This is a genomic window from Enterococcus pseudoavium NBRC 100491 (assembly GCF_001544295.1).
GTDB classification, from domain to species: Bacteria; Bacillota; Bacilli; order Lactobacillales; family Enterococcaceae; genus Enterococcus_A; species Enterococcus_A pseudoavium.
Map to the genome: position 1 here is coordinate 52,744 of NZ_BCQF01000006.1, position 22,088 is coordinate 74,831.

Sequence of the window (22,088 nt, forward strand, 5' to 3'; positions counted from 1 at the left end):
TGCTCCCCCTTATTTTTGATTATTACCAATATCATGTCCTAAATCACAGGTATATTCCCATTTAATCTCATCGCCAGGATGAAGATCTTTGTACTTTGAACAACCATAATTAGGGAACCAACCATTAACTTGATACATCCAGCCAGAAAGATTTCCACAATCAAACTCGTATAGCTGATGAATACCAGATACATAATAGGCATCATACATCGGAGTCCACCGTGATTCCATTTGAATGCCTCTTTCTTTAGTGGCTCGAACTAATAAGTCATAAACACTATCCCCTGATTTCAAGGGAACTTGAGTCGGCGGCAAGATCCAGCCATTACTTGGAACATAGGGTTGTTTTTCTTTGACTAAATCCGACCAATTCGCCAAGATAGTTCTAGCTGATATTGAAAAAGTAACGGTCGACTCAGTTGACTGTTGCTCTCTTTTTGTTTTGTCACCAACCACTTGTGTCTGATTAGTGGCTTGTCCAGTCGGATTTTGCGCCTTTGTCTCTGCAGGATTTTCTGTATCAGCAGTAGTGACTGAATTTTCGGTCGCTTGTTCGTCATTGTTATCTATCTCTTGATCAGGAGTTGCTTTCTGTTGCTGATTAGCTTCCTGCTTGCTTTGATCATTTGAAAGAGCTTGGTTTTCTGTCTCCCCTTCGGTAGTAGCCTGTTCTTGGGTTGAACCACCGGCAACGATATAATAATCTACGCCTGCTTCTAATACCCTAAAACGCAGGAGCGTTTGATTGTCCTTATTTTCTATTGTAATAGGACTTCCTTTGACTTTTTTCAAACTTCCTTTGATATCGCTGACTAAGTATGCCTTATTAGCTTGCCAGTTACTGGGGATCGTTAATTGTAATTCTGGCGTTCCCGCTAGTTCCATTTTTTCGATAGAAAAACCAACAGCATGATTGGCATTATTAGCCGCCTTTTTGACTTGATCCAATCCCTGAGTTTTGAAGTGTAAATTCAACTTTTGTTTGACTGGATTTTGGATTTGTTGTCCTTGATAGGTCCAGCGATAATTAATTTTTTGGTTTTCACCAATAAATCTAAAAGCTTGGTTTTTTCCCACAATAGTTGCCATTTGAGCTTTGCTGATCACGCCATTTTCAGGCAGGCGTGTCTCAGTTTTTAAAGGAGCAACTTTTTCATGTTCTTTTGTTTGAACCTGCCCGCACGCTCCCAAGATTATGCCTGCTGCAATCAGCAGCAAGCATTTGAGAAACTTTTTCATTTTTTACTTATCCTCTCACACGAAATTTTTTGAAATACCAAAATATCCCACCGGTAATCGCTAAAATACTAGCAACCACTTCACTGATTATTGCAACTTTATGTTTATTGTTGGACTCTTTAGCAAGTGATACCTGAGGGGTTTTGGTTGCTTCTCCTTTTGGTGAGTAGGCTTCTCCAGCAAAATCCCATGCTTTTTTATTTTCTGAGGCTTTATCAAGCTTTTTAGTAGTCGGAACCTTCCCATCATTTAGATTTGAATGACTCGGCTGAGCTTTTGTGATCGGTGAAATAGCACTGATATAAGGACTTCCTTCACTGAGAGTATCGCCCTCTTGACTAGTGGTATTTCCAGTTAATCCACTGATCAACCCTCCATTAATTGGTGAAATAGCTGGAAGCATTTTGTTTGATACTTGATTTGTCATTTTCTGACTTTGCTCAGCAGCTGGCTTTTTACCCTCTGACTTCTTCGCTGTTTGCTGCTCATTATTGGTATCAGTCGTTGGTTTCTTCTCTGACATTAATTTTTGAATCGTTGCTTCTGCTGCCTCTAAACACTTCAGATCGTTGGCCGCAATCAAAGCTTTTTGCTTTTTCGTCAAGCCTTCATAGGCAGCTCTAGCAGCTGCTACTTGATTTTTCTTACTTAAGGTAATCGTTCCCAACGCTCTAATTTGATTTGTTACCTGATTACTAATCAATGTATCACTTTCTGAAGAAACATCGTTCATATCATACAACCTGTTTTCATTTTTTAAGAAACGTTTATAGGCAACTAAGGCATACATTCCTTGTTCTGTCGCCATACCATCTACCATTCCCGGTGTCGCACCACCGTTACTATCACCGCCTGGCAAGATATGCATAAAACCACTGCCAGCCACATGATACTCAGCAAATGCCTGAAATAAACTTCTGTCTTTAATGAAGCGAGAATCTTTGGCTCCATCAATCCCTAAAGCACTTAACGCCGTAAGAACTTGTGCACTAGATTCTGAAGTTGCCCCATTACTACCAGAAGCGTTCGATGAAAAGCCACCATCTTTATTTTGTACATTACTTAAAAGGATTAGACCTCGATCTACCGACGCTTTAACTTTAGGTTGCGTTTCATAATAAGGTGCGAGCGCCTGCAACGTCATTGCCGTCAAATCGACATCAGGCTGTGCACCAAACAAATTCCAGCCTCCATTTTTCAGTTCTTTAGCTAAAATAAACTCAATCAATCTCTCCCGTGTGGTTTGATTTCCCGCTGGTTGATTTTTGGGGAATTGATAATTGCTATTTGAATCCACTGCCAACAAAGCAAAATCGGCACCATTAATTCCTTGGAAAGTCGTTTGCTTAAAATCACTGAGGGGTGCAAATAGGTTATAAGTTTGATTTCCTGCTTCAACCCGTTGTGCATCTTTTCCGATTGCAGTGATAGCCAGAATAACTCGTGAATATTCAGTATATTTTCTCGAATCTAGGTTGCCTTTTGTCGCTTCGACAGCTTTCGTTAAATTACCGTAGTAGCTCTGATATAGCGGCTGTTTTCCTGCATACCCATCATAGCCATTTCGAGCTAAGCCCAAAATACTCCATTCTGAACCGTAATCAATAACCGTTTTTTCTGGATTCAAAACGCTCAGCAAGTAGTTTTGCGTTTCCTTAATCAGCGGTTCAACCGCTGGATTTGGTTTTGGAGAGGACAGCTCCTGAATTTTTTTGACTGCCTGCTTCAATTTAGTTTGTAAATCTTTGTCTACTTGTTTCTGTAAAGTAGCTGACAATTGATTGAAGCTTTGTTCAGCAGCTGAAACGAGTGCTTGATCTTTTAGCATCAATTGATTCGGCGCTGGTAATGCCGCAATCTGTTTTTCTACCGCTTTGATAGCTAGATCTGCTTTGGCTAGTTCAGAGATTTTTGCTGTTGCTTCTTTCAATTTTGTTTGTAATGATTCAGCAACCTTAGCTTGCTGTTTTTTTGTCAACTTTTCAAAAGCTTGTTGTGCTTTTGCGACAACCGCTTGATCTTCTAAAGCTAGCTTGTCAATTGCTGGTAAATCTTTAATCTGCTTTTCAACGGCTACAACAGCTGAATCAATCAACGGTTTACCTGGATTTTTTTCGAAGTCGTAAAGCCATCCTTGGTTATTTTTCTGCATCATAATCTGAGTCAATGCTTGGACTGCCTGCTGTGTGGCCATTCCATTTTCGTTGCCATCGTTGATTAACCATTTAAAACCACCATTAGCAAGTTGGAATTTAATTAGAGCATCAATTGGATTACCTTTTTTCATCTTATATGTTTTACTCGTCAAATCTTCTCCGACTGAAGATAATCCTAAAATTGCTTGCGCTTGACTATTGGAGTTGGGTTCTTTCGCATAAAAAGTTTGGATGAAGAAGTTTCCGTCTTGATTTTCAACTTTTTTGAAGAAAGCAACGGCTTTGTCGATGGCTTTTTTCACTTTTTCTTGATTTCGATATGGTGCCAAGGCAGTCAAGGTCATCCCAGTAATATCAATATCACCAGCACTTCCAAATAATGCCCAACCACCGTCAGATAATTGTTGAGTCAATAGTTGGTCGATTAATTGATCAATTTGCTTTTGTTGATTTTTCTCAGTCGCTTTTTTAGCTGACAGAACAATTAAACCATAGATTTGGTTGTTAATCGTTCCATTTATATGACTATCGGATAAATCCGCTACAATATTGTAGCCCTTTATATCTGTCAAATCTCCCCCCAAAGATAAGATACCAATTGCTTGCCGTTCAGCATCTGTCCAGGGGGTCTCTTTCCCATACTGATCCTTTTTATCGAATATTTTTCTGACAAGTTCATCATACGAACGTTGTTGTTGGGCCTCACTGATTGAATAGCCTGAGTGAACAAGAGCCAATGCATCCCACTCTGTTAACGCTTGACCTTCATTCTGACTAATGATCCGTTCAGCACCACTATTCCATGCTGTCTCATATATTTTATCTAAAGAAAACTCATTCATTTTTTCTTTAGCTTTGTCTAAAATTGCTTTATTTGTAACAAAACCTTTCTGATCTTGATCCAGCGCATCAAAAGCTGCTAACGCAGCTTTAATTTCGGCTACATTTTTTTCAGTTAATTGATCATACTTTGGTAAAGCATTGATTTGATCAATAACGGCTTTGACAGCAGCTTGAGTTTTTAATTCATAAATACGTTCTTCTGCATCAAATAGTTTGCTAATAAATTCTTCCGAGACTTGTTCTTGCTGCTCGTCAGTCAATGCATAAAAAGCATTTATCGTATCATAAACTGCCTTTTCATCACTTACTTTTAATTGATCAACTGCCGGAAGACTTTTTATCTGATCCTCAACCTTTTTGACTGGAAGAAGCGGGTCCGGTTGGCCGATCAATTCTTTAATCTTTGCTTCGACTTCAACTAAATAATCAAGATCTTCTTGATTAATATATTTTCTTTGATCAGCGGTCAATTGCTCATATTGAAACCGGCCGTTTTCCGCGTAAAGCTGAACCATTTTAAGATTCGAACTATTTATCACTTTGGCAATTTTTCTCAATGTTTCAATTGAAGAAGTAAAGTTGTTTGCTTGGTTCTTATTTAATTGAATGACTCTAGCTTCCAATGCTTCAAGCTTAGCCAATGATTCGGGAGAAACTTTCTTTTTCGCCTCTGGACTTAGCGCATCATATGCTTGGCGCAAAGGTGGAACTTTCCCCATACTTATAAACCCTAATTTATCTGGATCGGGTAAACTGGCTAACTGTTCTTCAAAACTGGCTACTTGGGTGAGTTCCTCAATCAGAGAGACTACTTCTTGCAATTTGTTTTGTAATTCTGCAGATACCTTTTGCTGTTCAGCAACCGATAAAGCTTCAAATGCTGATTTTGCTGCTAAAACAGACTCTTTGTCTGTTAATTCTAGTTGTTCCTTATTTGGTAGTTTGCTGATTTGCTCACTGACTTTTGTTACTGCATCAGAAACAGCGCTAGGATTATTTACTGCATTTAGCGCTTGGTCGATTTCAGACTGTGAAGCTGTCAGATTAGCTAATTCTTCCATCGCATTTTGATAAGCTGCTTGGTAATTACTCCCTTGGGCTTGCCAAGCGTTCTTGTCTTGATTAATTTCGGCGATTTTTTTGGTTAAAGCCGTTTTATCAGCCACTTCTAGTGCAGAGCCACCAGTCGAATTTCCTAGATCAGCTCCTAAACCAGCAACTGTATATTGAATTCGGAAAACATCCCCATCTGCTGGTATTTTATCACTCATACCCACACCTGGAAAAACATTATTTACAGAATACATCCAGCCAGCTGTTTGTGAATAATCAAATTCGGCTAAATTATCATCTGAATTATTTTTCAGTGATAAATTATTCTCTGAGGCAATTTTTTTCACTGCTGCCGGAATTGCTGGTTGACCATTGTCTCCATGATCGATTCCGGATAAATAAAATTGTTTATCTAGTGATCCAGTATGCTGATAAGTCATCCCTGCTGATTTAAATGCCTCGTCTAAAAGCGTGGCATAATTGATTTCCGTATTAACCTGTAACTGAACAGGTTCAACGATATATCCTTCCCCTAACGTAAACCGTTCAACGGAAAGTGTAATCGTCTTTTCCTCTGCTACTTTTTCTGAACTAGCCTGTGTTGTAGCATTTTCCGTTAGTAAAGCTTGAATTTTTTTGGCACCTTGCTGCAATACACTACTATTTTTTACTTGAGCCTTTTCCTCATCCGATAATTGATTATAACTTTGAATCAATTGATCTACTTTTGATTGATCGGCGATTGTCAATGTCTCTAACTTAATCTCCGCAATTTGATCATTTAGATTTACGACTTTCTCAGAAGGAGCACTGACCTGAATCGTACTACTTTCGGCCAAGACCGTTACCTCAGTTGTGAGTACAGTCGGGCTCAGTATCATCAATGCTGCCAACAATTTCATTACTTTTTTCATTTTCTTACCTCCAAAATCTTTATAGAAAAAAAGACACTCAAAAAGAGTGTCTGCTATCCCCAACTATTATGAGAACTGAACGTCACACCCTGATATTGTTCAGAATCAATGAATAAGGTATCCTGACTCCGCTTCATTCTCTATCTGCTCTTCCCAAGTCAAAAACTTAGTGAGTCAACTCAGATATCGTCCACGTTACAGTAGATAGGGGCTGTTGAAGAATTGCACTTCATTCCCTTTCTCCATTGATTAGTATTCAATTATGTTTGATTTTAGGTGCGAGTAATACCACAGATTACCGTGAAATTGAGGACCTTTTCCAATCCTCTAAGTGCCGCGTTCAAACCTTCTTCGACTGAGCCAACATCTCCAGTAATCACAACGGAACCAGAAAAGCGATCAATAAAACCTATTTCAACATTGCCGCTTTTGGTTGCAATATCCACAGCAATGATCGCCGCCTCACTGGGCGTGATCGTCATGATCCCCAAAGCATCGCCTTGATTGTCCTGCAAGCCTAATTTAGTGTACAGGTTGTGATCAGGACTAGCAATGACATGCGCCATCGTGACTTGTTTTCCTGGAACATATTCTTGAATCATCCGTTTTGTTTCTTCCATCGTTCTACTCCCCTTCTAAAAAACTTCGTAATTCTTCTAATCCAGCCTGATTGACAGACGAAGCATAAAAGATTTTTTCTGCTCCAGCTGCTTCTAATTGCTGACGGATCTGTTCGATTTGCTCATCATTTTGTGCCAAATCCGTCTTACTAACAATCCCTACGACTTGTTTCGGAAACATTGATGCAAACCCTGGTGAAAAAACTTGTTCAAGTTCTGTAACACTTTGAACGATACAAACCACCTCAGCATCTGCCGCTGAGACAGAAAGCGCACTATAATACTGACGATGCAAAATAAATTCTCCAGGTGTATCAATCATATCTGGATAATAAGAAACCGCTTGAGTTTTGTTATAACTCAATGCTTCTCCCTTCAACGCTTGACATAAAGTTGTTTTTCCACATCCTACGGCGCCCATCAAGATAATTTTTCTCATCTATTCCCCTCCAAGCTAACGAAACAAGGATCGCCTCTTCTTAACTTTTCAAATCATAGCATTTTTTTGCAAAAATATTACCTACTCCAACGAAGTCACCTAAATCCTATTAAAATTTCACCGGAAACCATGATGATTCAATCAGCTAAACAATATTGCTCTTCTTTAATATCCGGAATAGTAGCACTATTAAGTTAAAAAAGTACAATTCTGCTTTAAATAGTTTATAAAAAAAGAAGTGTGACAAAAAATCTTGTCACACTTCTTTGAGCTAATTTACGACTTATCCGGATGAATATTCTCTTTCATAGTGTATGAATCCACAACAATCTTAATGATTCCCGTCCGCTTCAGCATCTGCTCAGGAATCTCATCAAAAGCTCGCCCTGTTGCCGCATGTTCCATCAATAAATGTAGCGCCTGCCGCTTTTCGGCTAAATCTTCAACGACTTCAGCTCGTCCAAAGCCAATCAAGCTCCGATAAGCATAAGAATAAGAGGCCGCATTCTTATTTCCTAGAATCAATTGGTGATTGCCATCCATTTCTACCGCAACTTTAGGATCGTTTTGAATCATCGTTAGTTTCTTTCCTTCATTGGCTCCATGGATGAACAGGGTTAGTCGTTCTTCTAACCACTCATAGCCAAAGTTCACTGGAACAACGTAAGGATATTCTTCCCCATTTATCGCGATTCGCAAAACTTGTGACGCTTCGACGAATTCTTTGATTGTAATCAGATCCGTTACTTGTCTTTTTTTTCTACGCATATTTTTTCCACCTACTAAATATTTTACTCTAATCATAATAGATTAGAATTTAAAAAGAAATCTTTTTTTTAGTCAAATAAACTGAAAATTGATAGACTGCGGTCTCGCTTTTTTAGTAGGAAAAACCTTTTTATATCAAGACATTTCCTCTTTTTTTACTACTCTATTTGTACTAAACTATCTTTTGTAATTAACTGAAAACTTGCTGAAAATGAAAGGCGTGTCAATTTTGATTGAAACTGTAGTTTTTGATATTGATGATACTATTTACGATCAACAAGAACCATTTCGTAAAGCGGTCCAAAAGTTATTTCCACTAGTCAGTGAAGAGGATATGTTGCCTCTTTATACCCGGTTCCGAGTGCACAGTGATGCCAACTTTAATAAAGTCATCACTCAAGAATGGACGTTAGAATACATGCGTACTCACCGGATCAGTCAGTCTCTAATCGATTTAGATTATCCTGCGATTACTTCCGACCAAGCTTTAATTTTCCAAGAGGTTTATGAGGCTGAACTTGATGCCATCACAATGCATCAAGAAGTCGAAAAAACGTTAGACTATCTAAAAGCCAAAAAAGTTCCAGTCAGTATTATAACGAACGGTCCCACTGACCATCAGTACAAAAAAATCTTACAGTTGGGGCTATTAAATTGGGTTGATGAAGATAACATCATTATCTCGCAAGCTACCGGTTATGAAAAACCCGATATCGAGATCTTCGACTTGGGTAAAAAACAATTTTCCTTGAATCCTGAAAATTCTTTATATGTCGGTGATAACTTCAATAATGATGTCGTTGGTTCAAAGCGCGCAGGATGGCAAGCTCTTTGGTTGAACCACCGGAATCGGCAACTTCCTGAAGGTACAACTAAAATTCAAGATATCGAACTGACTTCTTTCGATCAATTATTACCAACTTTCCAACATATTTTTGCCTAACAAAAAAGAGAGTGTGACAAAAAAATTTGTCACACTCTCTTTTCTTATTGATGATCCTCATCATATTCTTTTTTTCGATATTTTTCCATTTTTTTACTGAACAGCGCTCCATTTGATGGCGGGGTATAAGTAATCGCGTTCGCTCCTGCATCAATTGTTGCTTCAATTGTCTCGTCATCTGGACCACCAGTAGCAATAATCGGCAATTCTGGATAACGTTCCCGGAAGTATTTGACCGTTTCCACGGTGTCTTTTCCCGCACTGATGTTAATGATCGCAACACCGGCGGCCAACTTTTCTTCGATTTTAGAATATTTTGATGTAACGGTCGCAATGACCGGTATATCCACGACATCATAAACTGCTTGGATCGTTTCTACGGGAGTGGGACCATTTACCACAACCGCCAAACTGCCTTGAGCTTCCGCAAACATTCCCATATAAGCTGAACGCTTTCCGTTCGTTAATCCTCCAGCTACCCCAGAGAACACCGGAATATCTGCCGCTTCAATGATACTTTTAGTAATCGCTGGATGTGGCGTGAAAGGATAGACTGCAATTACTGCATCGGCATCAGTATTTCGAATAATCGCAATATCGGTAGTAAAGATTATCGAACGAAATTTTTTTCCAAAAATAACGATACCTGAAGCTTTTTTGATTACTTTAGGAACCCGCACGATATCTTGTCGCAGTTCTGTCATAATTTCGGGTATATTGTTTTCTACCATTTAATCATCTCCCTTAATAAAATCATCTAAGTTAATTTTACTATGAGTGATCGTATTGCTCCAGATTATACGTTTCAATCACAGCGATAATCTTATTCGCATAATCAGGATCGGTAGCATATCCCGCCGTTTGCAGTGCTTGAGCTGCTTGACGATAATCAGTTGCAGTCAAGACCCCCACATACAACTGTGGGTTCCAATTGGTCCCATTTACAAACAACATAGTGTGATCGTCCAAGGATTCTTCCCAAGAACCATAAACCTTGAAATCACCTTTGATGGTCACCCACTGTTCGTTGATATATTCTTTCGTTTCAAGACTGATTTTTGCTTGGCCTCCGGATGCTTTGATGCCGAAAAGATTTTTGTATTGACTAGCTAACTGGGATTGTCCCCAATTTGATTCTAGGATTGCCTGACCTAAAATAATACTCGGTAAGACACCATAACCCTGCTGCAATTCTTTTGCGTGAGGAGCCAGCTGATCAATAAAGGCCTGATGAGACAGTGTCTCAGTAGTCTCCTCTTTTTCAACTCCAAAATCCGATAGTGTATGTAAAGAAAAAACGAAAGCGACCCCAATCACTAAGATCCCAGCAAAAATAAGCGGGATCGAAGTTTGAGACTTCCGTTTTTTATAAGTTTTCTTAGGCATGGTGCCTCCTTACTTAGCTGACAATTGTTTCAAGAATTCTTCGAGCGTTAATTCATGTTTGGTAATATACTCGGCATTCGCTTTGCCAACGTACCGAATATGCCATGGTTCGTAAGTAATTCCGGTAATGTCTTGGCGATCTTTAGGATAGCGAATGATAAAACCGTATTTTGGGGCGTTTTCAGCGATCCATTGAGCACCCGGCTGATCACCGTAGGCAGCGTCTAATACTTGAGTTGAGTACGAATTGTACCAATCCTGATCCACGATATCAACAGCCAGTCCCGTGTGATGCTCACTATAACCTGGCTCAGTGATTGTTTCTTTAGTCTTAGCGATTGCCTCTTCTTCCGTCATTCCATTTCCATTCATCAATCCGCTGACGTTCGTATCGAATACCTCATTTTGTGATTCAACGGAACGAAAAGCTGAAATGATTACTAACGGAAAACCCGCTTTTGTAGCAGCTTCCGAAAAGGCTTCATAGTCTTGGGCGATTCGGCTATCAACCTGATGACTATTATCAGACAAGGTCGTTAATTGGCTCTCAGTAACTTCTTTTTCTATCTCATTTTTAGGTCCGACTAAGACAAGATTCCAATCACTTGTCTTAGCATCAGGTAAAGCCTTTTGGACCGCAGTTTGTTTTTTAGTAGCCGCCTTTTTTTCAAAGGAATAAGTCGTCGCAGTCGTCTTTTTAGCCCCTGATTCCACAGGAGAGCTATAAAAAAGCGAATACGCCGTCATTCCGAACATAATAATCACCGAAAGTAGTCCGACTGTTCTTTTCAATTTAAAAAATCCTCTCATTAATCGTCTAATGACGTATAGGTTTCCGTTAAGTTCTCATTGACCCAATCCAACAATGCCGTCTTTTTGTGGGTACTAGCAATTTGATTTTGAATGTGGGCTGGTAAGCGAAAACTTAGTATATCACTATATCCCCAGTTATCATAATCGATTGTTACCCGCAAGTCGATAAAATCTGTATTTTCTTCTTCGTTTTTATTTTTAAAAGGAATCATTTCGACTTTAGCTAAGCCGTTAGCAATCCATTTTTGGGCAACGATCGTCTTCATCTCACGATATTCGGCCACCGCTGTTGGACGTTTTTCCGGAAACAAAAAGGTTTGGCGAATAACTTTTTGACTCAACATCCATTCGTAATCACTAAACAGATTTTTAATTTTTTGATTGACTTCTGGTGATAGATTGTTTTGACCGGCTTTCCATTGCTGCCATTGAACCTCATTGACGCCTAAATAATCTTGGTAAAAATCTTGTTCTGTATGAAATTGTTCAAAAATTGCACTCATTACTAAATCTAAATAAATTTTATTCACGAAAAATCCCTCCTATACTATTCTACTGATTTTTAAGAAAAAAAACACCTCTTTAGCAAATGGATTGAAATATTTTAATATTTACTGCTATACTTTTAAAAAAAGGTCGCACTTTTTTTGTTCTTTTTACACACTTTCAGAAATTGCGTGACAATTAGGAGGAGCATTATGACCAACCTACAATGGGGTATCATTGGTCTGGGCGAGATCGCCCATGATTTTGCAGCAACCTTTAACCAAACAAGCAGTAGTCTAACTGCTTGTGCTTCGCGAACACTAGCAAAAGCAGAAAAATTTGCAAAACAATATGATTTACCAAAGGCATACGGTAGCTATGAAGAACTGCTTGCCGATGAGGCGATTTCCATCATTTACATTGCCGTCCCAAATCGTCAGCACCATCAGCATATTATTAAAGCGTTAAATGCCGGCAAACACGTTTTGTGTGAAAAAGCCATTACGATGAATTTAGCGGAGTTGCAAGAAGCCATCGAATTAGCGGAAGAAAAACATTTGATCCTGGCGGAGGCCATGACCATTTTCAATATGCCTCTCTACCAAGAACTTCACTCCTTAATTGATAGTGGACGGCTTGGAAAGCTAAAAATGATTCTGGCACCCTTTGGCAGTTACAAAGATCCAGACCCGACCAACCGCTTTTTCAATCCTGAATTAGCTGGCGGTGCTTTATTGGATATTGGAACCTACGCGGTGTCTTTCGCCCGTTGGTTTTTGACCGAACAACCGGAAGTAGTAGCTTCAACGATGATCCCCTTCTCTACTGGAGTCGATGAGCAATCTGTCACGATTTTACAAAATGCGAACAATGAGTTAGCGACGGTCAGCCTGTCATTCCAAGCAAAAATGCCCAAAAAAGGCATCGTGGCTTTTGAAAATGGTTATCTGACGATCAATGACTATCCCCGTGCCGATGTCGCTGAATTGTTCTTTAACGACGGAACGAAAGAAGTCATTGAATCCGGCTTTACCGCCAATGCTATGAACTACGAGATTGAAAATATGGTACAAATGATTAAAGGTGAACGGCCGAACCACTCGCTTTTCTTTACCAAGGAAGTCATTGCGCTCCTAGACCAGATGCAACAAAAATGGCAACTTCAAAAATAAAAATTTTTTCAAAAGGCATCCCTCAAGCGATGCCTTTTGTTTTTTTGTCAAAATTCCGCTAAACTATTAGATAGAAAGAAAAGGAAGTGGGAGAAAATGCAAATTGGTCGATTTCGTTTAGGGATGCGAACAATGAAAACCGCACTGGCGGTCCTGCTGTGTATTCTATTATTCCATGTGACCGATCGTGGTTCGCCATTGATTGCTGCTCTAGCTGCTGTTTTTTCACTAAGACAAGATTTGAATACGAGTATCTCCTTCGGTCGCTCCAGAGTCTTGGGCAACTCCCTCGGTGGTTTACTAGCTTTGATTTTCTACTATATCCAAGCTTTTTTTGAAAATGATTTTTTAGTCGAATTATTCATTTTGCCTCTGTTTGTCATCTTGGTCATCGTTCTATCAGATGGTCTCAATAATAACTCCGGGATCATTTCAGCAATAGCCACCATGCTTTTGATCGCCTTGAGTATTCCCCAAGGTGAATCGTTTATCTATGCTCTCAATCGGGTATTAGATACATTTATTGGTACGATCATTGGTATTTCTTTAAATGGTGTCATTTCGCCCCAAACCGATGAAAAGGAAAAACAAATTAAAGAGGATCTTGTTGAGCTACGAAAAAAAGAAGCGGACCTGAATAAAATGCTCTACGAGGTCCGAAAACAAATTAAGGATCAGTCTCATAAATAAATGAGATCGATCCTTAATTTATTTAGAGCATTTTACCATTCAATATCTTCAATTGATTGTGGATCACTATTTAATTCCTCACTACGAACTTGAGCATCATTAATTCGAATCACCCGATCAGCCATCGGAGCCAACGCCGAATTATGAGTGATGATGACAACGGTCGTTCCATTTTCACGGGCCGTTTCCTGTAAGATCTGTAGAATTTGCTTGCCGGTTTCAAAATCTAAAGCGCCGGTTGGTTCATCACATAATAGCAATTTAGGGCGCTTGGCCAAAGCCCGGGCAATCGTGACCCGTTGCTGTTCTCCACCAGATAATTGTGCTGGAAAATTGTCCATCCGTTCACCTAAACCAACAGAACGCAACACTTCTTCTGGATCTAAGGCATCTGTTACAATCTGAGATGCCAACTCGACATTTTCTTTAGCAGTTAAATTAGGAACCAAATTATAAAATTGGAAAACAAAACCGACATCATTTCGGCGATAAGTCGTCAGTTGCTTATCGGTGAAAGTTGCAATATCGGTGCCATCAACCACGACTTTTCCTTCATCGCAACTATCCATTCCGCCCAAAATATTCAATACCGTTGATTTTCCAGCACCACTTGGTCCGAGAATCACTGCGATTTCACCTTTTTCAATGGAAAAATTAATTTTTTCGTTGGCCTTAATAATGGTTTCACCCATCTTATAATGTTTACTTTCATCAATCACATCAATATAGGACATCTCAGACTCCTCCATAGCATTCATCTAAAGCAAAAAAAGTTTTTGTTCTCTTAGTTTAACACAGAGTAAAAATCGCTAACAGTAACTATCTCCCTCATGATCAAAAAGATGAACCGATTTCCAATTAAATGTTGCTCTGTTTGATAAACTAAAAATTTGAAAAAAAAGACTCGATCAAAAAGCTGATCGAGTCGGTTGAAGTTTTTTAAGCGTGATAACGTTCCACACCATCAAGATAAGTTGCTACAAGATCCATCGTTGGTTCTAATACGATGAAGTCAGCGGCACGACCTTCAGCGATCATCCCACATTTGTCATCGATTTTGCAGCTGACAGCTGGAACATAGGTTGCCATCATGATGGCTTCTTCAGGAGTTGCGATATCCCATTCAACCACGTTTTTAATAGCTTCTTTCAATTTCAAAATACTTCCGGCTAAGTTGCCAGATTCAAGACGAGCAGTTCCTTCCTTAACAACTACTGGGAACTCCCCTAGGTTGTAATTGCCATCCGGCATCCCGCCAGCCATCATACAGTCAGTAATCAAGGCCACATGATCATGTCCAGCTTTTTCCATCAAGATTTCTGCAGCTTGTGGGTGCACGTGGTGACCATCACAAATCAATTCAGAAAAGACATGTTGCAATGATAACAATGCGCCGACCATCCCAGGTTCGCGATGATTCAAACCACGCATTCCATTGTAAGCATGAACAAAGACACTAGCGCCCGCTTCTACTGCTTCTTGTGCTTCTTCCAATGTCGCATTTGAATGCCCCAATGAAACAACGACGCCTTCATCCGTCACAGTATTAACAAATTCTTTGACGCCTTTACGTTCAGGAGCTAACGCGATCTTTTTGATCAAACCGCCAGAAGCTTCTTGCCATTCATGGAACGTATCCAAGTCAGGATCCCCAAAGTAACTAGGATTTTGAGCGCCTTTGTGTTCTTCTGTGAAGAAGGGGCCTTCAAAGTAAATCCCTTGAATTTTCGCACCATCAACCTCTTGGTAAACTTTTCCAATTGTTTCAGCGACATCTTTCAACCGTTCTTTTGAAGAAGTCAAAGTAGTCGGCAAGAAACTTGTCACGCCACAAGATAAAAGACCTTCTGACATTACTTTAATGCCTTCAGCATCATTATCCATCACGTCATGATTCATATAACCGTGAATGTGTGTATCAACTAAACCAGGAGCAATCCATTTGCCAGATTGATCGATGATCTCTGCATCGACTGGTTTTTCTTTCGTATATGTTCCAAAAATGCCGTTCGTGACATCTAAATAGCCTGCACCTTTAACACCAGAGTTCAAAAAGAATTTATCAGCATAAATAAATGTTTTCATTGTAAGCTCTCCCTCTTTTTCTTAGTACTTTAAAGTTACTCCTGAATTCAAAATAAGTCAAGAATGGTGTAGACCAGTTTACAAATCTTTGATTTTTTCTAAGGCTCGCAGCATCTTACGATAATTGATGATCGGATGTATCTCATCCCGTGCTTCTAAGAAACGAATCTTTAATTCTATCAGCTCCCGTAATTTATAATAACTACACTGCTGACGATTCCAATTGATTCCCATATCAACAACTTTTTCCGCTAAATCCAAGCGTTCTTGTTTTGCCAAAAAAGTTCCATAATTAACGAATAAATTACTTAGTTCGCTGCGCTCTGAATAGTCTGCCATCATCGTTTGAAATAATTCAAAGCTCTGATTGAAGTAGCCTTGTGCTTCATTGATTCGGCCCAAAATAGAAGACATTTTACCGGCAAAACTCAACAGTAAAATACGACTATCAAAATAGCCATCACATTTTTTTGATACGCCAATCGCTAATCCTTGCTGGACTTCTGCCAGCGCTTTTTCCGGATCTCGATCGATAAAGTATGCACAAACACCTTTAAAAAAGTATGCTTGTTGCCGATCTTTATCCAAATGAGTGATTTGACGTTCTTCTAAATATTCCATCGTTGTACGAATTTCTAAATACTTACCAATCCGCAAATACATATACATCTTATTAAAGTATTTTCGCAGAAACAACTCTTCCGGTAAAAAATCAATCATTAATTGATCAATCGTTATCCCTAGACGATGACACAGCTGTTGGATCACAATGATATTAGGAATCTCTTCATTATTTTCAATTCGACTCAAAACACTCTGGGAACAAATCCCTTGAGACAAATCCTTTTGTGTCATGCCATGTTCTTTTCGGAACTCTTTTAAGACTTGACCAATTGCTTCCATGACTACTTCCTCCAAAATATGCAAATTCACATTTTACTGACTCAATTTTAGCCGATGACAGAACGTCAAGCAACTCTTGTGACCAAAATAGAAAAAAGAATTGCATGAGAAAATCTAAAATAGGTAATTATTAGTATCGGTACTCGTTTTTCATAAAAAAGCGGGGTGACTAGAATTCAGTCACTCCCGTTTTGCAAAACAGTCAAAAAGCTTACAGCTTATTCTCTTCTGATAACTCAAATGCGGTGAATGGGATTCGAACCCACACGAGCCAAGCTCATACGCCCCTCAAGCGTACGTGTCTGCCATTCCACCACCACCGCAAAACCTTTTTAATCATAGCTAGCTACTCAAAAAAAGTCAATAGTCTAAACAATCGTCGTATCGTACACGTAGGTGATATCTCCTTTTAAGCCAGCGATTCCACGGAAAAACTTCTTATCTTCTTGTTTGATCCAGGCCTCACGGAATAAAAAGAACTCAGTCCGAGAAACTTCGATTTTTTCAATTTCTCCAGCCCGTAATTGACGAATTTTCTCTTCAAATGGATTCATTTCTCTTCTCCCCCATCATCGCAAAACAACAGAAGGATGCCCCATGGCACCTTCTGTGTTAGTCATGAAAATATTTACTGTCCTCAATTTTTGAATTTTCTTCTTGCATAATCCCTCTTAAGGAACGATCCAAGCGTTGCCGCGAGTTTTTTCTTTTGGCAACAGATTGCGCTGCTTCTTGCTCTGTCGCAAATAGAATATAGGACTGACGCGGCTTTTCCATTCGCTGTAGCAACTCTCTTGCTGGAATTGCATCTACCGGTTGATCGGGAATTAAAGAAGAAGGAACGTATTTCGGTGCGAAAGGTGTTGCACTTCGTCTATTTTTGGTAGTAAAGGTTGACTTGGAAACTTCCTTAGACTTTCGTTCTTCAAATAAATTGGCTTTTTTAGCCTCTTTTCGCTCACCATTGTAAGACGGTAAATTAGCCTTATGCTGATTTAATTCTCTTCGTGGTTCTTCAGCTAAATTAACCCGTCGTGTCCGCTTGATTTTAGGTAAGGGACGTTCAAAAATATCTTTAGCTTCTAGGCGATAATTCGTAATCAAGTCGTCATCTCCCCCAAACAAAACGCGCTGGCTTGTCTGAGTGATTTTTACTCCTGATTCATCGTCAAAAGCTGGAAAACGACTTTTCTTTCTGCTGTAGGTTTGCATATACTCATCCTCATCGTTCTGATATAGCATAGTTTAGCATAAATGCTAAAAAAATGCTGTGATAATTCTAGCAATTGAAAAACAAACAGCTTCCATTTAATTTACTTCGGATACGAATAAACTTCCTTTTGGTGCCAACACTTCACCTTCCATGATTCGCTCCAAAACGTCATATTCTCCTTGATAAGCACGAGGACTTGACAATTCACCGACATGTAGCGTCTGATTCTGGTCGGATAAATTAATCGCGTAGACAACATACGAATCCTTCAAGTAACGAATAATCCCAAAAACCTGTTGCGACTGAGAATAAAATGGGAAGAATTCTCCTTGTTTTAATACATGATAAGTTTTCCTACGTTCGACCCACTTTTGACAATTTTTAAATAAGCGCGGATCAATGGATTGCCAAGGGAAGAATTTGCGATTATCCGGATCCTTACCGCCTGTTAAACCTGCTTCATCCCCATAATAAATGCAAGGAATTCCCGGCATCATAAACATCAGGCCCCATGCTTGATCCAACGCTTCAACGGAATCATCCAACATCGTTAAAATCCGCTCCGTATCATGCGTTCCGATATTGTTCAATTGATTATAATAAAAGTCTGGCGGATAATTTTCTTGATAGCGAATCATCTCTTGACAGATGTCTTGCAGTGAGCGCGACTGTTTTAAGATATCTAAAATTTGCTGACGCAAGGGATAATTCATAACACCTTGTAAATGATCACCAAAAACATATTTTCGGCGAGTATCGTACGCGATCTTATTCGAGGCGTCTTCCCAAACTTCACCGATCAAGATTTTTTCCTGATAGGCTAATAGATTTTTACGAATGCCGGCAATAAAATCATCGGTTAATTCATCGGCCACATCTAACCGCCAACCATCTACTCCCATCGAAGTCCATTTTGATAAAACACTGTCCAAATCGCCGTAAATAAATTCTTGATAGCTCGGATTTTCCTTTCTGACTTCCGGTAAATCAGCCACTCCCCACCAAGCTTTATAATCATCAGGATAGTGATTGAAAGTGAACCAGTCATAATAGGGGCTTTCTGGATCCCGTGCAGCACCGCTCTTTTCACCGTAAAGACCCGCTCTATTAAAGTAGCGACTGTCTTTGCCAACATGGGAGAAGACCCCGTCTAAAACAACGGCAATTCCAGCAGTATGCAAAGCAGCGATTAGACTGCGAAAGTCCTCTTCAGTCCCTAACACACTGTCAACTTTAAAATAATCATTGGTATCATAGCGATGATTAGAGGTTGCCTCAAAAATCGGATTCAGATAAAGTGCGGTGATCCCTAATTCCTGCAAATAGGGAATCTTCGCTTGAATCCCTTTAAAATTCCCCCCAAAAAAATCCCAACGCTCAATTTCATTCTGATGATTTTTAATATAGAGTGGTTGGTCCTCTTCTGTTGCATAAATAAAAGAGTTTTTCTTAGGATGATTAATGATACGATCAGGATTACCATTGGCAAAACGGTCGGGAAATATTTGGTAGAATATTGCCTCACGGTACCACTTAGGTGCAATCTCTGGTTTTTGGTAACAAGTTAATTGATAAGGGATAACGTCCCGCTCTGAACCATAGATCTGACCTTCGCCCCCTTGACCACTGAAGCCATAGTACTGGATCGTTTCATATTCATCCGATTCTCGAATGATTTTAAAATAATAAAAATACAGACCCCAACCTTGTTCCAGCTTTACTTGAAAGTGGAGGCGATCCTCAGAAGCAGGTTCCATTAAAAAGTTTTTTTGACCGCTCGAACTACCTTCTTTGCGAACGATCAAATAGACTTTAGCAGTTTCCTGATCTGGAACAGAGAGCCAGATATTTACCATTGTCCCTTCTTGAACAGCCCCAAACGGTTGCTTGTAACGCTCCAGCCATGGATTAAAGTAGATATGAGTCATGTTGGGTCACTCCTCGATCATCTTCATGAGCAAAAACGGGCTCAATTTGCCAAATGTCATCTGCATAGCGTTGAACCGTATTGTCGGAAGAAAAACGCCCTGCATTGGCAATATTGCGCAAACTAATTTGACGCCAGCGCCGCGTATCCTGATAAGCCCGATTGATAGACTCCTGCGCTAAACAATAAGCTTCAAAATCACGTAAGACAAAAAATTCATCATTATATTTGATCAGTGAATCAAATATCTCGTAGCCTTCCGGAACAATATTAGGAATCGTGCCATCGATTAAGGCCTTCACGACTTTGTGGATGACTCCATTACTTTTGTAGATCTCCGTAGAAGAATAATTTTTGTTTTCATAATATTGATAAACTTCTGACTCGGTCAAACCAAAGATCGCAATATTCTCATCTCCAACAGCATCACGAATCTCAACATTCGCACCATCTAAGGTAGCAATCGTGACAGCCCCATTCAGCATTAATTTCATGTTAGACGTTCCCGAAGCTTCTTTTGAAGCTAAAGAAATTTGTTCACTGACATCCGCTGCTGGAATGATTCGCTCAGCCAAGCTGACGTTGTAATTTTCTAAGAAAACTACTTTTAATTTATCTTTGATTGTCGTATCTTGGTTGATTAAACTGGCCGTCTCATTAATTACCTTAATAATCGATTTGGCATAATGATAGCTCGGTGCTGCTTTTGCCCCGAAAATGAATACGCGTGGTTCAATTGGTAATTCAGGGTTTTCCTTCAAATCTAAATAAAGCTTGATAATGTGCAATAGATTCAGCAGTTGCCGTTTATAAGCGTGTAATCGTTTGATCTGAACATCAAAAATCGCGTGAGGACTAACCTCAATCCCACAATGCTCTTGAATATACGCCGCTAGACGTTCCTTATTCGCTAATTTAGCTTGCGCTAAAGCATTAAGTACCTGATCGTCTTCTTCATAATTCAATAGACGTCTTAAATCACTTGGCTGTTTTCGCCATGAGGTTCCGATTGTCTGATCTAAGACTTTGCTCATCTGTGGATTGGCTATTTGGGTCCAACGACGCATCGCGATCCCATTCGTTTTATTATTGAAACGAGCTGGATAAAGTAAGTAGAAATCATGTAAGACAACCGATTTTAATAGGTCAGAATGTAATTTAGCCACTCCGTTAGTCGAATGAGACCCAATAATCGCCAGATGGGCCATATGCACCTGATCACCAATGATAATTCTAGTTCGCTGGACTAAATCAAAATCATGAACGCCCGTCATTTCTTCCACAAAGCGACGGTCAATTTCTTCAATAATTTGATAAATTCTAGGACAGACGCTCTTCATCATAGAAATCGACCATTTTTCTAGCGCTTCGGCCATAATCGTATGATTCGTATAGCTCATTACTTCCTGAGTTAAATTCCAAGCCCGTTCCCAGCCGATTTTTTCTTCATCAACTAAAAGACGCATAAATTCAGCAACACACATTGCCGGATGCGTATCGTTAATATGGATGGCAATCGATTGATTGATCTTATCGATTGGTTTATCCAACTGTTTATAGTAACGCAGAATACTTTGCACTCCGGCTGAAACAAAGAAATACTCCTGAGATAAACGTAATTTTCTACCTGCTTCGCTAGAATCATCGGGATATAAAACCGAGGTCAAGTCTTCTACTGCGCGCCGATCCTCAATACTCCGATAACGATCTTCTTCCTCTGGCGGGATTTCTACTGACCATAAACGCATCGTATTTACGATGTCGTTTTGATAACCAACCATCCCCGTATCGTATGGGACCGCGCGTAACAGCATACCACCCGAGTAGTGAGGCATAAGATTGCCAGATTCGTCAGGGCTCATATAAACATCACCACCGATGCGGACATCCACTGCTTTGCTTTCTTTACGAACTTCCCAGAGATTCCCTTTTTGTAACCATTCATCGGGTAGTTCTACCTGATAATTATCTACGAAACGCTGTTTGAAAAGACCATATTCATAACGAATCCCATTACCATTTCCAGGTAAGCCCCTCGAAGCGATTGAGTCCATAAAACAAGAAGCTAAACGTCCTAAGCCACCATTTCCTAAGGCCATGTCTGGCTCTACTTCTGCTAAATCTTCTAAATCAATTCCCAACTCAGCCAGTCCTTCTGTCACCATCTCTAGCCAGCCCATATTAAGTAAATTACTTTTTAACAGCTTTCCTGGTAAAAACTCGATTGAGAAATAATAGGCCTGTTTTTGTTCTGCTTCGCGATAATCTTTCCACGTTTGCTGCCAATTTTGCGAGTATGTCGAAGTCATCAATGAACCCAGTGTTTGATAAAGTTCGTTTGGTGAAGCATCTGCGACGCCCATTGCAAATTTCTCAGCCAAGCGACGACTGAAACATTGTTTAAATTCTGTCTTGTTCATTTTTCCATCTCCAACCTG

19 protein-coding genes, 1 tRNA gene and 1 riboswitch are annotated in these 22,088 nt (G+C 39.6%); of the genes, 3 read left to right on the forward strand and 17 right to left on the reverse strand.

Features of this window, described 5'->3' with window-relative positions; all coding sequences use genetic code 11:
* Nucleotides 1-9: 9 nt before the first annotated feature.
* The 5 genes from EP1_RS04495 to EP1_RS04515 form a co-directional block, all read right to left on the reverse strand.
* Entirely contained in the window at nt 10-1,239 is a 1,230-nt protein-coding gene (locus EP1_RS04495; protein WP_067624141.1) for a DUF4430 domain-containing protein, read from the reverse strand.
* 7 nt (nt 1,240-1,246) lie between these two features.
* Nucleotides 1,247-6,205 carry a DUF4430 domain-containing protein gene (locus tag EP1_RS04500; protein WP_067624144.1) on the reverse strand — a complete coding sequence of 1,653 codons (4,959 nt, stop codon included), beginning with the start codon at nt 6,203-6,205 and terminating at the stop codon, nt 1,247-1,249.
* A gap of 95 nt (nt 6,206-6,300) precedes the next feature.
* Nucleotides 6,301-6,479, reverse strand: a riboswitch (cobalamin riboswitch).
* Nucleotides 6,478-6,825 (reverse strand): ethanolamine utilization microcompartment protein EutS, encoded by a 348-nt coding sequence (gene eutS, locus EP1_RS04505; RefSeq protein ID WP_067624146.1) that lies wholly within the window; start codon nt 6,823-6,825, stop codon nt 6,478-6,480. Its footprint overlaps the riboswitch before it by 2 nt.
* A 4-nt stretch (nt 6,826-6,829) precedes the next feature.
* Complete coding sequence (locus EP1_RS04510) at nt 6,830-7,264, reverse strand: EutP/PduV family microcompartment system protein (protein WP_067624150.1); 435 nt, start codon at nt 7,262-7,264, stop codon at nt 6,830-6,832.
* Between the two features lie 276 nt (nt 7,265-7,540).
* A complete protein-coding gene (locus EP1_RS04515; protein ID WP_067624154.1) occupies nt 7,541-8,032 on the reverse strand; it encodes a pyridoxamine 5'-phosphate oxidase family protein in 492 nt (163 codons plus the stop codon).
* 211 nt (nt 8,033-8,243) lie between these two features.
* On the opposite strand from EP1_RS04515, the gene EP1_RS04520 reads away from it, so the two are divergent.
* Complete coding sequence (locus tag EP1_RS04520; RefSeq protein WP_083507489.1) at nt 8,244-8,975, forward strand: HAD family hydrolase; 732 nt, start codon at nt 8,244-8,246, stop codon at nt 8,973-8,975.
* 44 nt (nt 8,976-9,019) lie between these two features.
* Here EP1_RS04520 and EP1_RS04525 read toward each other — a convergent pair whose 3' ends face one another.
* From EP1_RS04525 to EP1_RS04540, 4 genes are read right to left on the reverse strand one after another with little or no spacing between them, the layout of a single operon-like run.
* On the reverse strand, nt 9,020-9,706 hold the full coding sequence (locus EP1_RS04525; protein WP_067624160.1) for a beta/alpha barrel domain-containing protein: 687 nt from the start codon (nt 9,704-9,706) through the stop codon (nt 9,020-9,022).
* A gap of 40 nt (nt 9,707-9,746) precedes the next feature.
* Complete coding sequence (locus EP1_RS04530) at nt 9,747-10,361, reverse strand: glycoside hydrolase family 73 protein (RefSeq protein ID WP_067624164.1); 615 nt, start codon at nt 10,359-10,361, stop codon at nt 9,747-9,749.
* A 9-nt stretch (nt 10,362-10,370) separates the two neighbouring features.
* On the reverse strand, nt 10,371-11,153 hold the full coding sequence (locus EP1_RS04535; RefSeq protein WP_067624166.1) for a M15 family metallopeptidase: 783 nt from the start codon (nt 11,151-11,153) through the stop codon (nt 10,371-10,373).
* Nucleotides 11,154-11,170: 17 nt separating this feature from the next.
* Nucleotides 11,171-11,704, reverse strand: a complete 534-nt coding sequence (locus tag EP1_RS04540) for a hypothetical protein (protein WP_067624168.1) — start codon at nt 11,702-11,704, stop codon at nt 11,171-11,173.
* A gap of 168 nt (nt 11,705-11,872) precedes the next feature.
* Between EP1_RS04540 and EP1_RS04545 the strand changes: the two genes are divergently transcribed.
* Both EP1_RS04545 and EP1_RS04550 read left to right on the forward strand, forming a co-directional pair.
* A complete protein-coding gene (locus tag EP1_RS04545; protein ID WP_067624171.1) occupies nt 11,873-12,832 on the forward strand; it encodes a Gfo/Idh/MocA family protein in 960 nt (319 codons plus the stop codon).
* 96 nt (nt 12,833-12,928) lie between these two features.
* A complete protein-coding gene (locus EP1_RS04550) occupies nt 12,929-13,522 on the forward strand; it encodes an FUSC family protein (protein WP_067624174.1) in 594 nt (197 codons plus the stop codon).
* A 32-nt stretch (nt 13,523-13,554) separates the two neighbouring features.
* Here EP1_RS04550 and EP1_RS04555 read toward each other — a convergent pair whose 3' ends face one another.
* The 8 genes from EP1_RS04555 to EP1_RS04590 form a co-directional block, all read right to left on the reverse strand.
* Nucleotides 13,555-14,256 carry an ABC transporter ATP-binding protein gene (locus tag EP1_RS04555; RefSeq protein ID WP_067624177.1) on the reverse strand — a complete coding sequence of 234 codons (702 nt, stop codon included), beginning with the start codon at nt 14,254-14,256 and terminating at the stop codon, nt 13,555-13,557.
* A 205-nt stretch (nt 14,257-14,461) separates the two neighbouring features.
* Nucleotides 14,462-15,607 (reverse strand): N-acetylglucosamine-6-phosphate deacetylase, encoded by a 1,146-nt coding sequence (gene nagA, locus EP1_RS04560; protein ID WP_067624180.1) that lies wholly within the window; start codon nt 15,605-15,607, stop codon nt 14,462-14,464.
* Between the two features lie 78 nt (nt 15,608-15,685).
* Nucleotides 15,686-16,510 (reverse strand): helix-turn-helix domain-containing protein, encoded by an 825-nt coding sequence (locus EP1_RS04565; RefSeq protein WP_067624183.1) that lies wholly within the window; start codon nt 16,508-16,510, stop codon nt 15,686-15,688.
* A gap of 241 nt (nt 16,511-16,751) precedes the next feature.
* Nucleotides 16,752-16,833, reverse strand: a tRNA-Leu gene (locus EP1_RS04570).
* Nucleotides 16,834-16,878: 45 nt separating this feature from the next.
* On the reverse strand, nt 16,879-17,064 hold the full coding sequence (gene ykzS / locus EP1_RS04575; protein WP_067624186.1) for a protein YkzS: 186 nt from the start codon (nt 17,062-17,064) through the stop codon (nt 16,879-16,881).
* A 58-nt stretch (nt 17,065-17,122) separates the two neighbouring features.
* Nucleotides 17,123-17,722, reverse strand: a complete 600-nt coding sequence (locus EP1_RS04580; protein WP_067624189.1) for a hypothetical protein — start codon at nt 17,720-17,722, stop codon at nt 17,123-17,125.
* A gap of 96 nt (nt 17,723-17,818) precedes the next feature.
* Nucleotides 17,819-19,651 carry a glycoside hydrolase family 13 protein gene (locus EP1_RS04585; RefSeq protein WP_067624192.1) on the reverse strand — a complete coding sequence of 611 codons (1,833 nt, stop codon included), beginning with the start codon at nt 19,649-19,651 and terminating at the stop codon, nt 17,819-17,821.
* Nucleotides 19,632-22,070, reverse strand: a complete 2,439-nt coding sequence (locus EP1_RS04590) for a glycogen/starch/alpha-glucan phosphorylase (RefSeq protein WP_083507490.1) — start codon at nt 22,068-22,070, stop codon at nt 19,632-19,634. Before EP1_RS04590 ends, EP1_RS04585 begins: the two co-directional genes overlap by 20 nt.
* Between the last annotated feature and the right edge of the window lie 18 nt (nt 22,071-22,088).

Excerpts from the sequence above, each read along its gene's own strand:
- EP1_RS04590 (WP_083507490.1), bottom strand. The coding sequence starts at position 22,070 with ATGAACAAGACAGAATTTAAACAATGTTTCAGTCGTCGCTTGGCTGAG.
- ykzS (WP_067624186.1), bottom strand. The coding sequence starts at position 17,064 with ATGAATCCATTTGAAGAGAAAATTCGTCAATTACGGGCTGGAGAAATT.
- EP1_RS04510 (WP_067624150.1), bottom strand. The coding sequence starts at position 7,264 with ATGAGAAAAATTATCTTGATGGGCGCCGTAGGATGTGGAAAAACAACT.
- EP1_RS04565 (WP_067624183.1), bottom strand. The coding sequence starts at position 16,510 with ATGGAAGCAATTGGTCAAGTCTTAAAAGAGTTCCGAAAAGAACATGGC.
- EP1_RS04495 (WP_067624141.1), bottom strand. The coding sequence starts at position 1,239 with ATGAAAAAGTTTCTCAAATGCTTGCTGCTGATTGCAGCAGGCATAATC.
- EP1_RS04515 (WP_067624154.1), bottom strand. The coding sequence starts at position 8,032 with ATGCGTAGAAAAAAAAGACAAGTAACGGATCTGATTACAATCAAAGAA.
- nagA (WP_067624180.1), bottom strand. The coding sequence starts at position 15,607 with ATGAAAACATTTATTTATGCTGATAAATTCTTTTTGAACTCTGGTGTT.
- EP1_RS04550 (WP_067624174.1), top strand. The coding sequence starts at position 12,929 with ATGCAAATTGGTCGATTTCGTTTAGGGATGCGAACAATGAAAACCGCA.
- EP1_RS04580 (WP_067624189.1), bottom strand. The coding sequence starts at position 17,722 with ATGCAAACCTACAGCAGAAAGAAAAGTCGTTTTCCAGCTTTTGACGAT.
- EP1_RS04545 (WP_067624171.1), top strand. The coding sequence starts at position 11,873 with ATGACCAACCTACAATGGGGTATCATTGGTCTGGGCGAGATCGCCCAT.
- eutS (WP_067624146.1), bottom strand. The coding sequence starts at position 6,825 with ATGGAAGAAACAAAACGGATGATTCAAGAATATGTTCCAGGAAAACAA.
- EP1_RS04500 (WP_067624144.1), bottom strand. The coding sequence starts at position 6,205 with ATGAAAAAAGTAATGAAATTGTTGGCAGCATTGATGATACTGAGCCCG.
- EP1_RS04525 (WP_067624160.1), bottom strand. The coding sequence starts at position 9,706 with ATGGTAGAAAACAATATACCCGAAATTATGACAGAACTGCGACAAGAT.
- EP1_RS04530 (WP_067624164.1), bottom strand. The coding sequence starts at position 10,361 with ATGCCTAAGAAAACTTATAAAAAACGGAAGTCTCAAACTTCGATCCCG.
- EP1_RS04555 (WP_067624177.1), bottom strand. The coding sequence starts at position 14,256 with ATGTCCTATATTGATGTGATTGATGAAAGTAAACATTATAAGATGGGT.
- EP1_RS04585 (WP_067624192.1), bottom strand. The coding sequence starts at position 19,651 with ATGACTCATATCTACTTTAATCCATGGCTGGAGCGTTACAAGCAACCG.
- EP1_RS04520 (WP_083507489.1), top strand. The coding sequence starts at position 8,244 with ATGAAAGGCGTGTCAATTTTGATTGAAACTGTAGTTTTTGATATTGAT.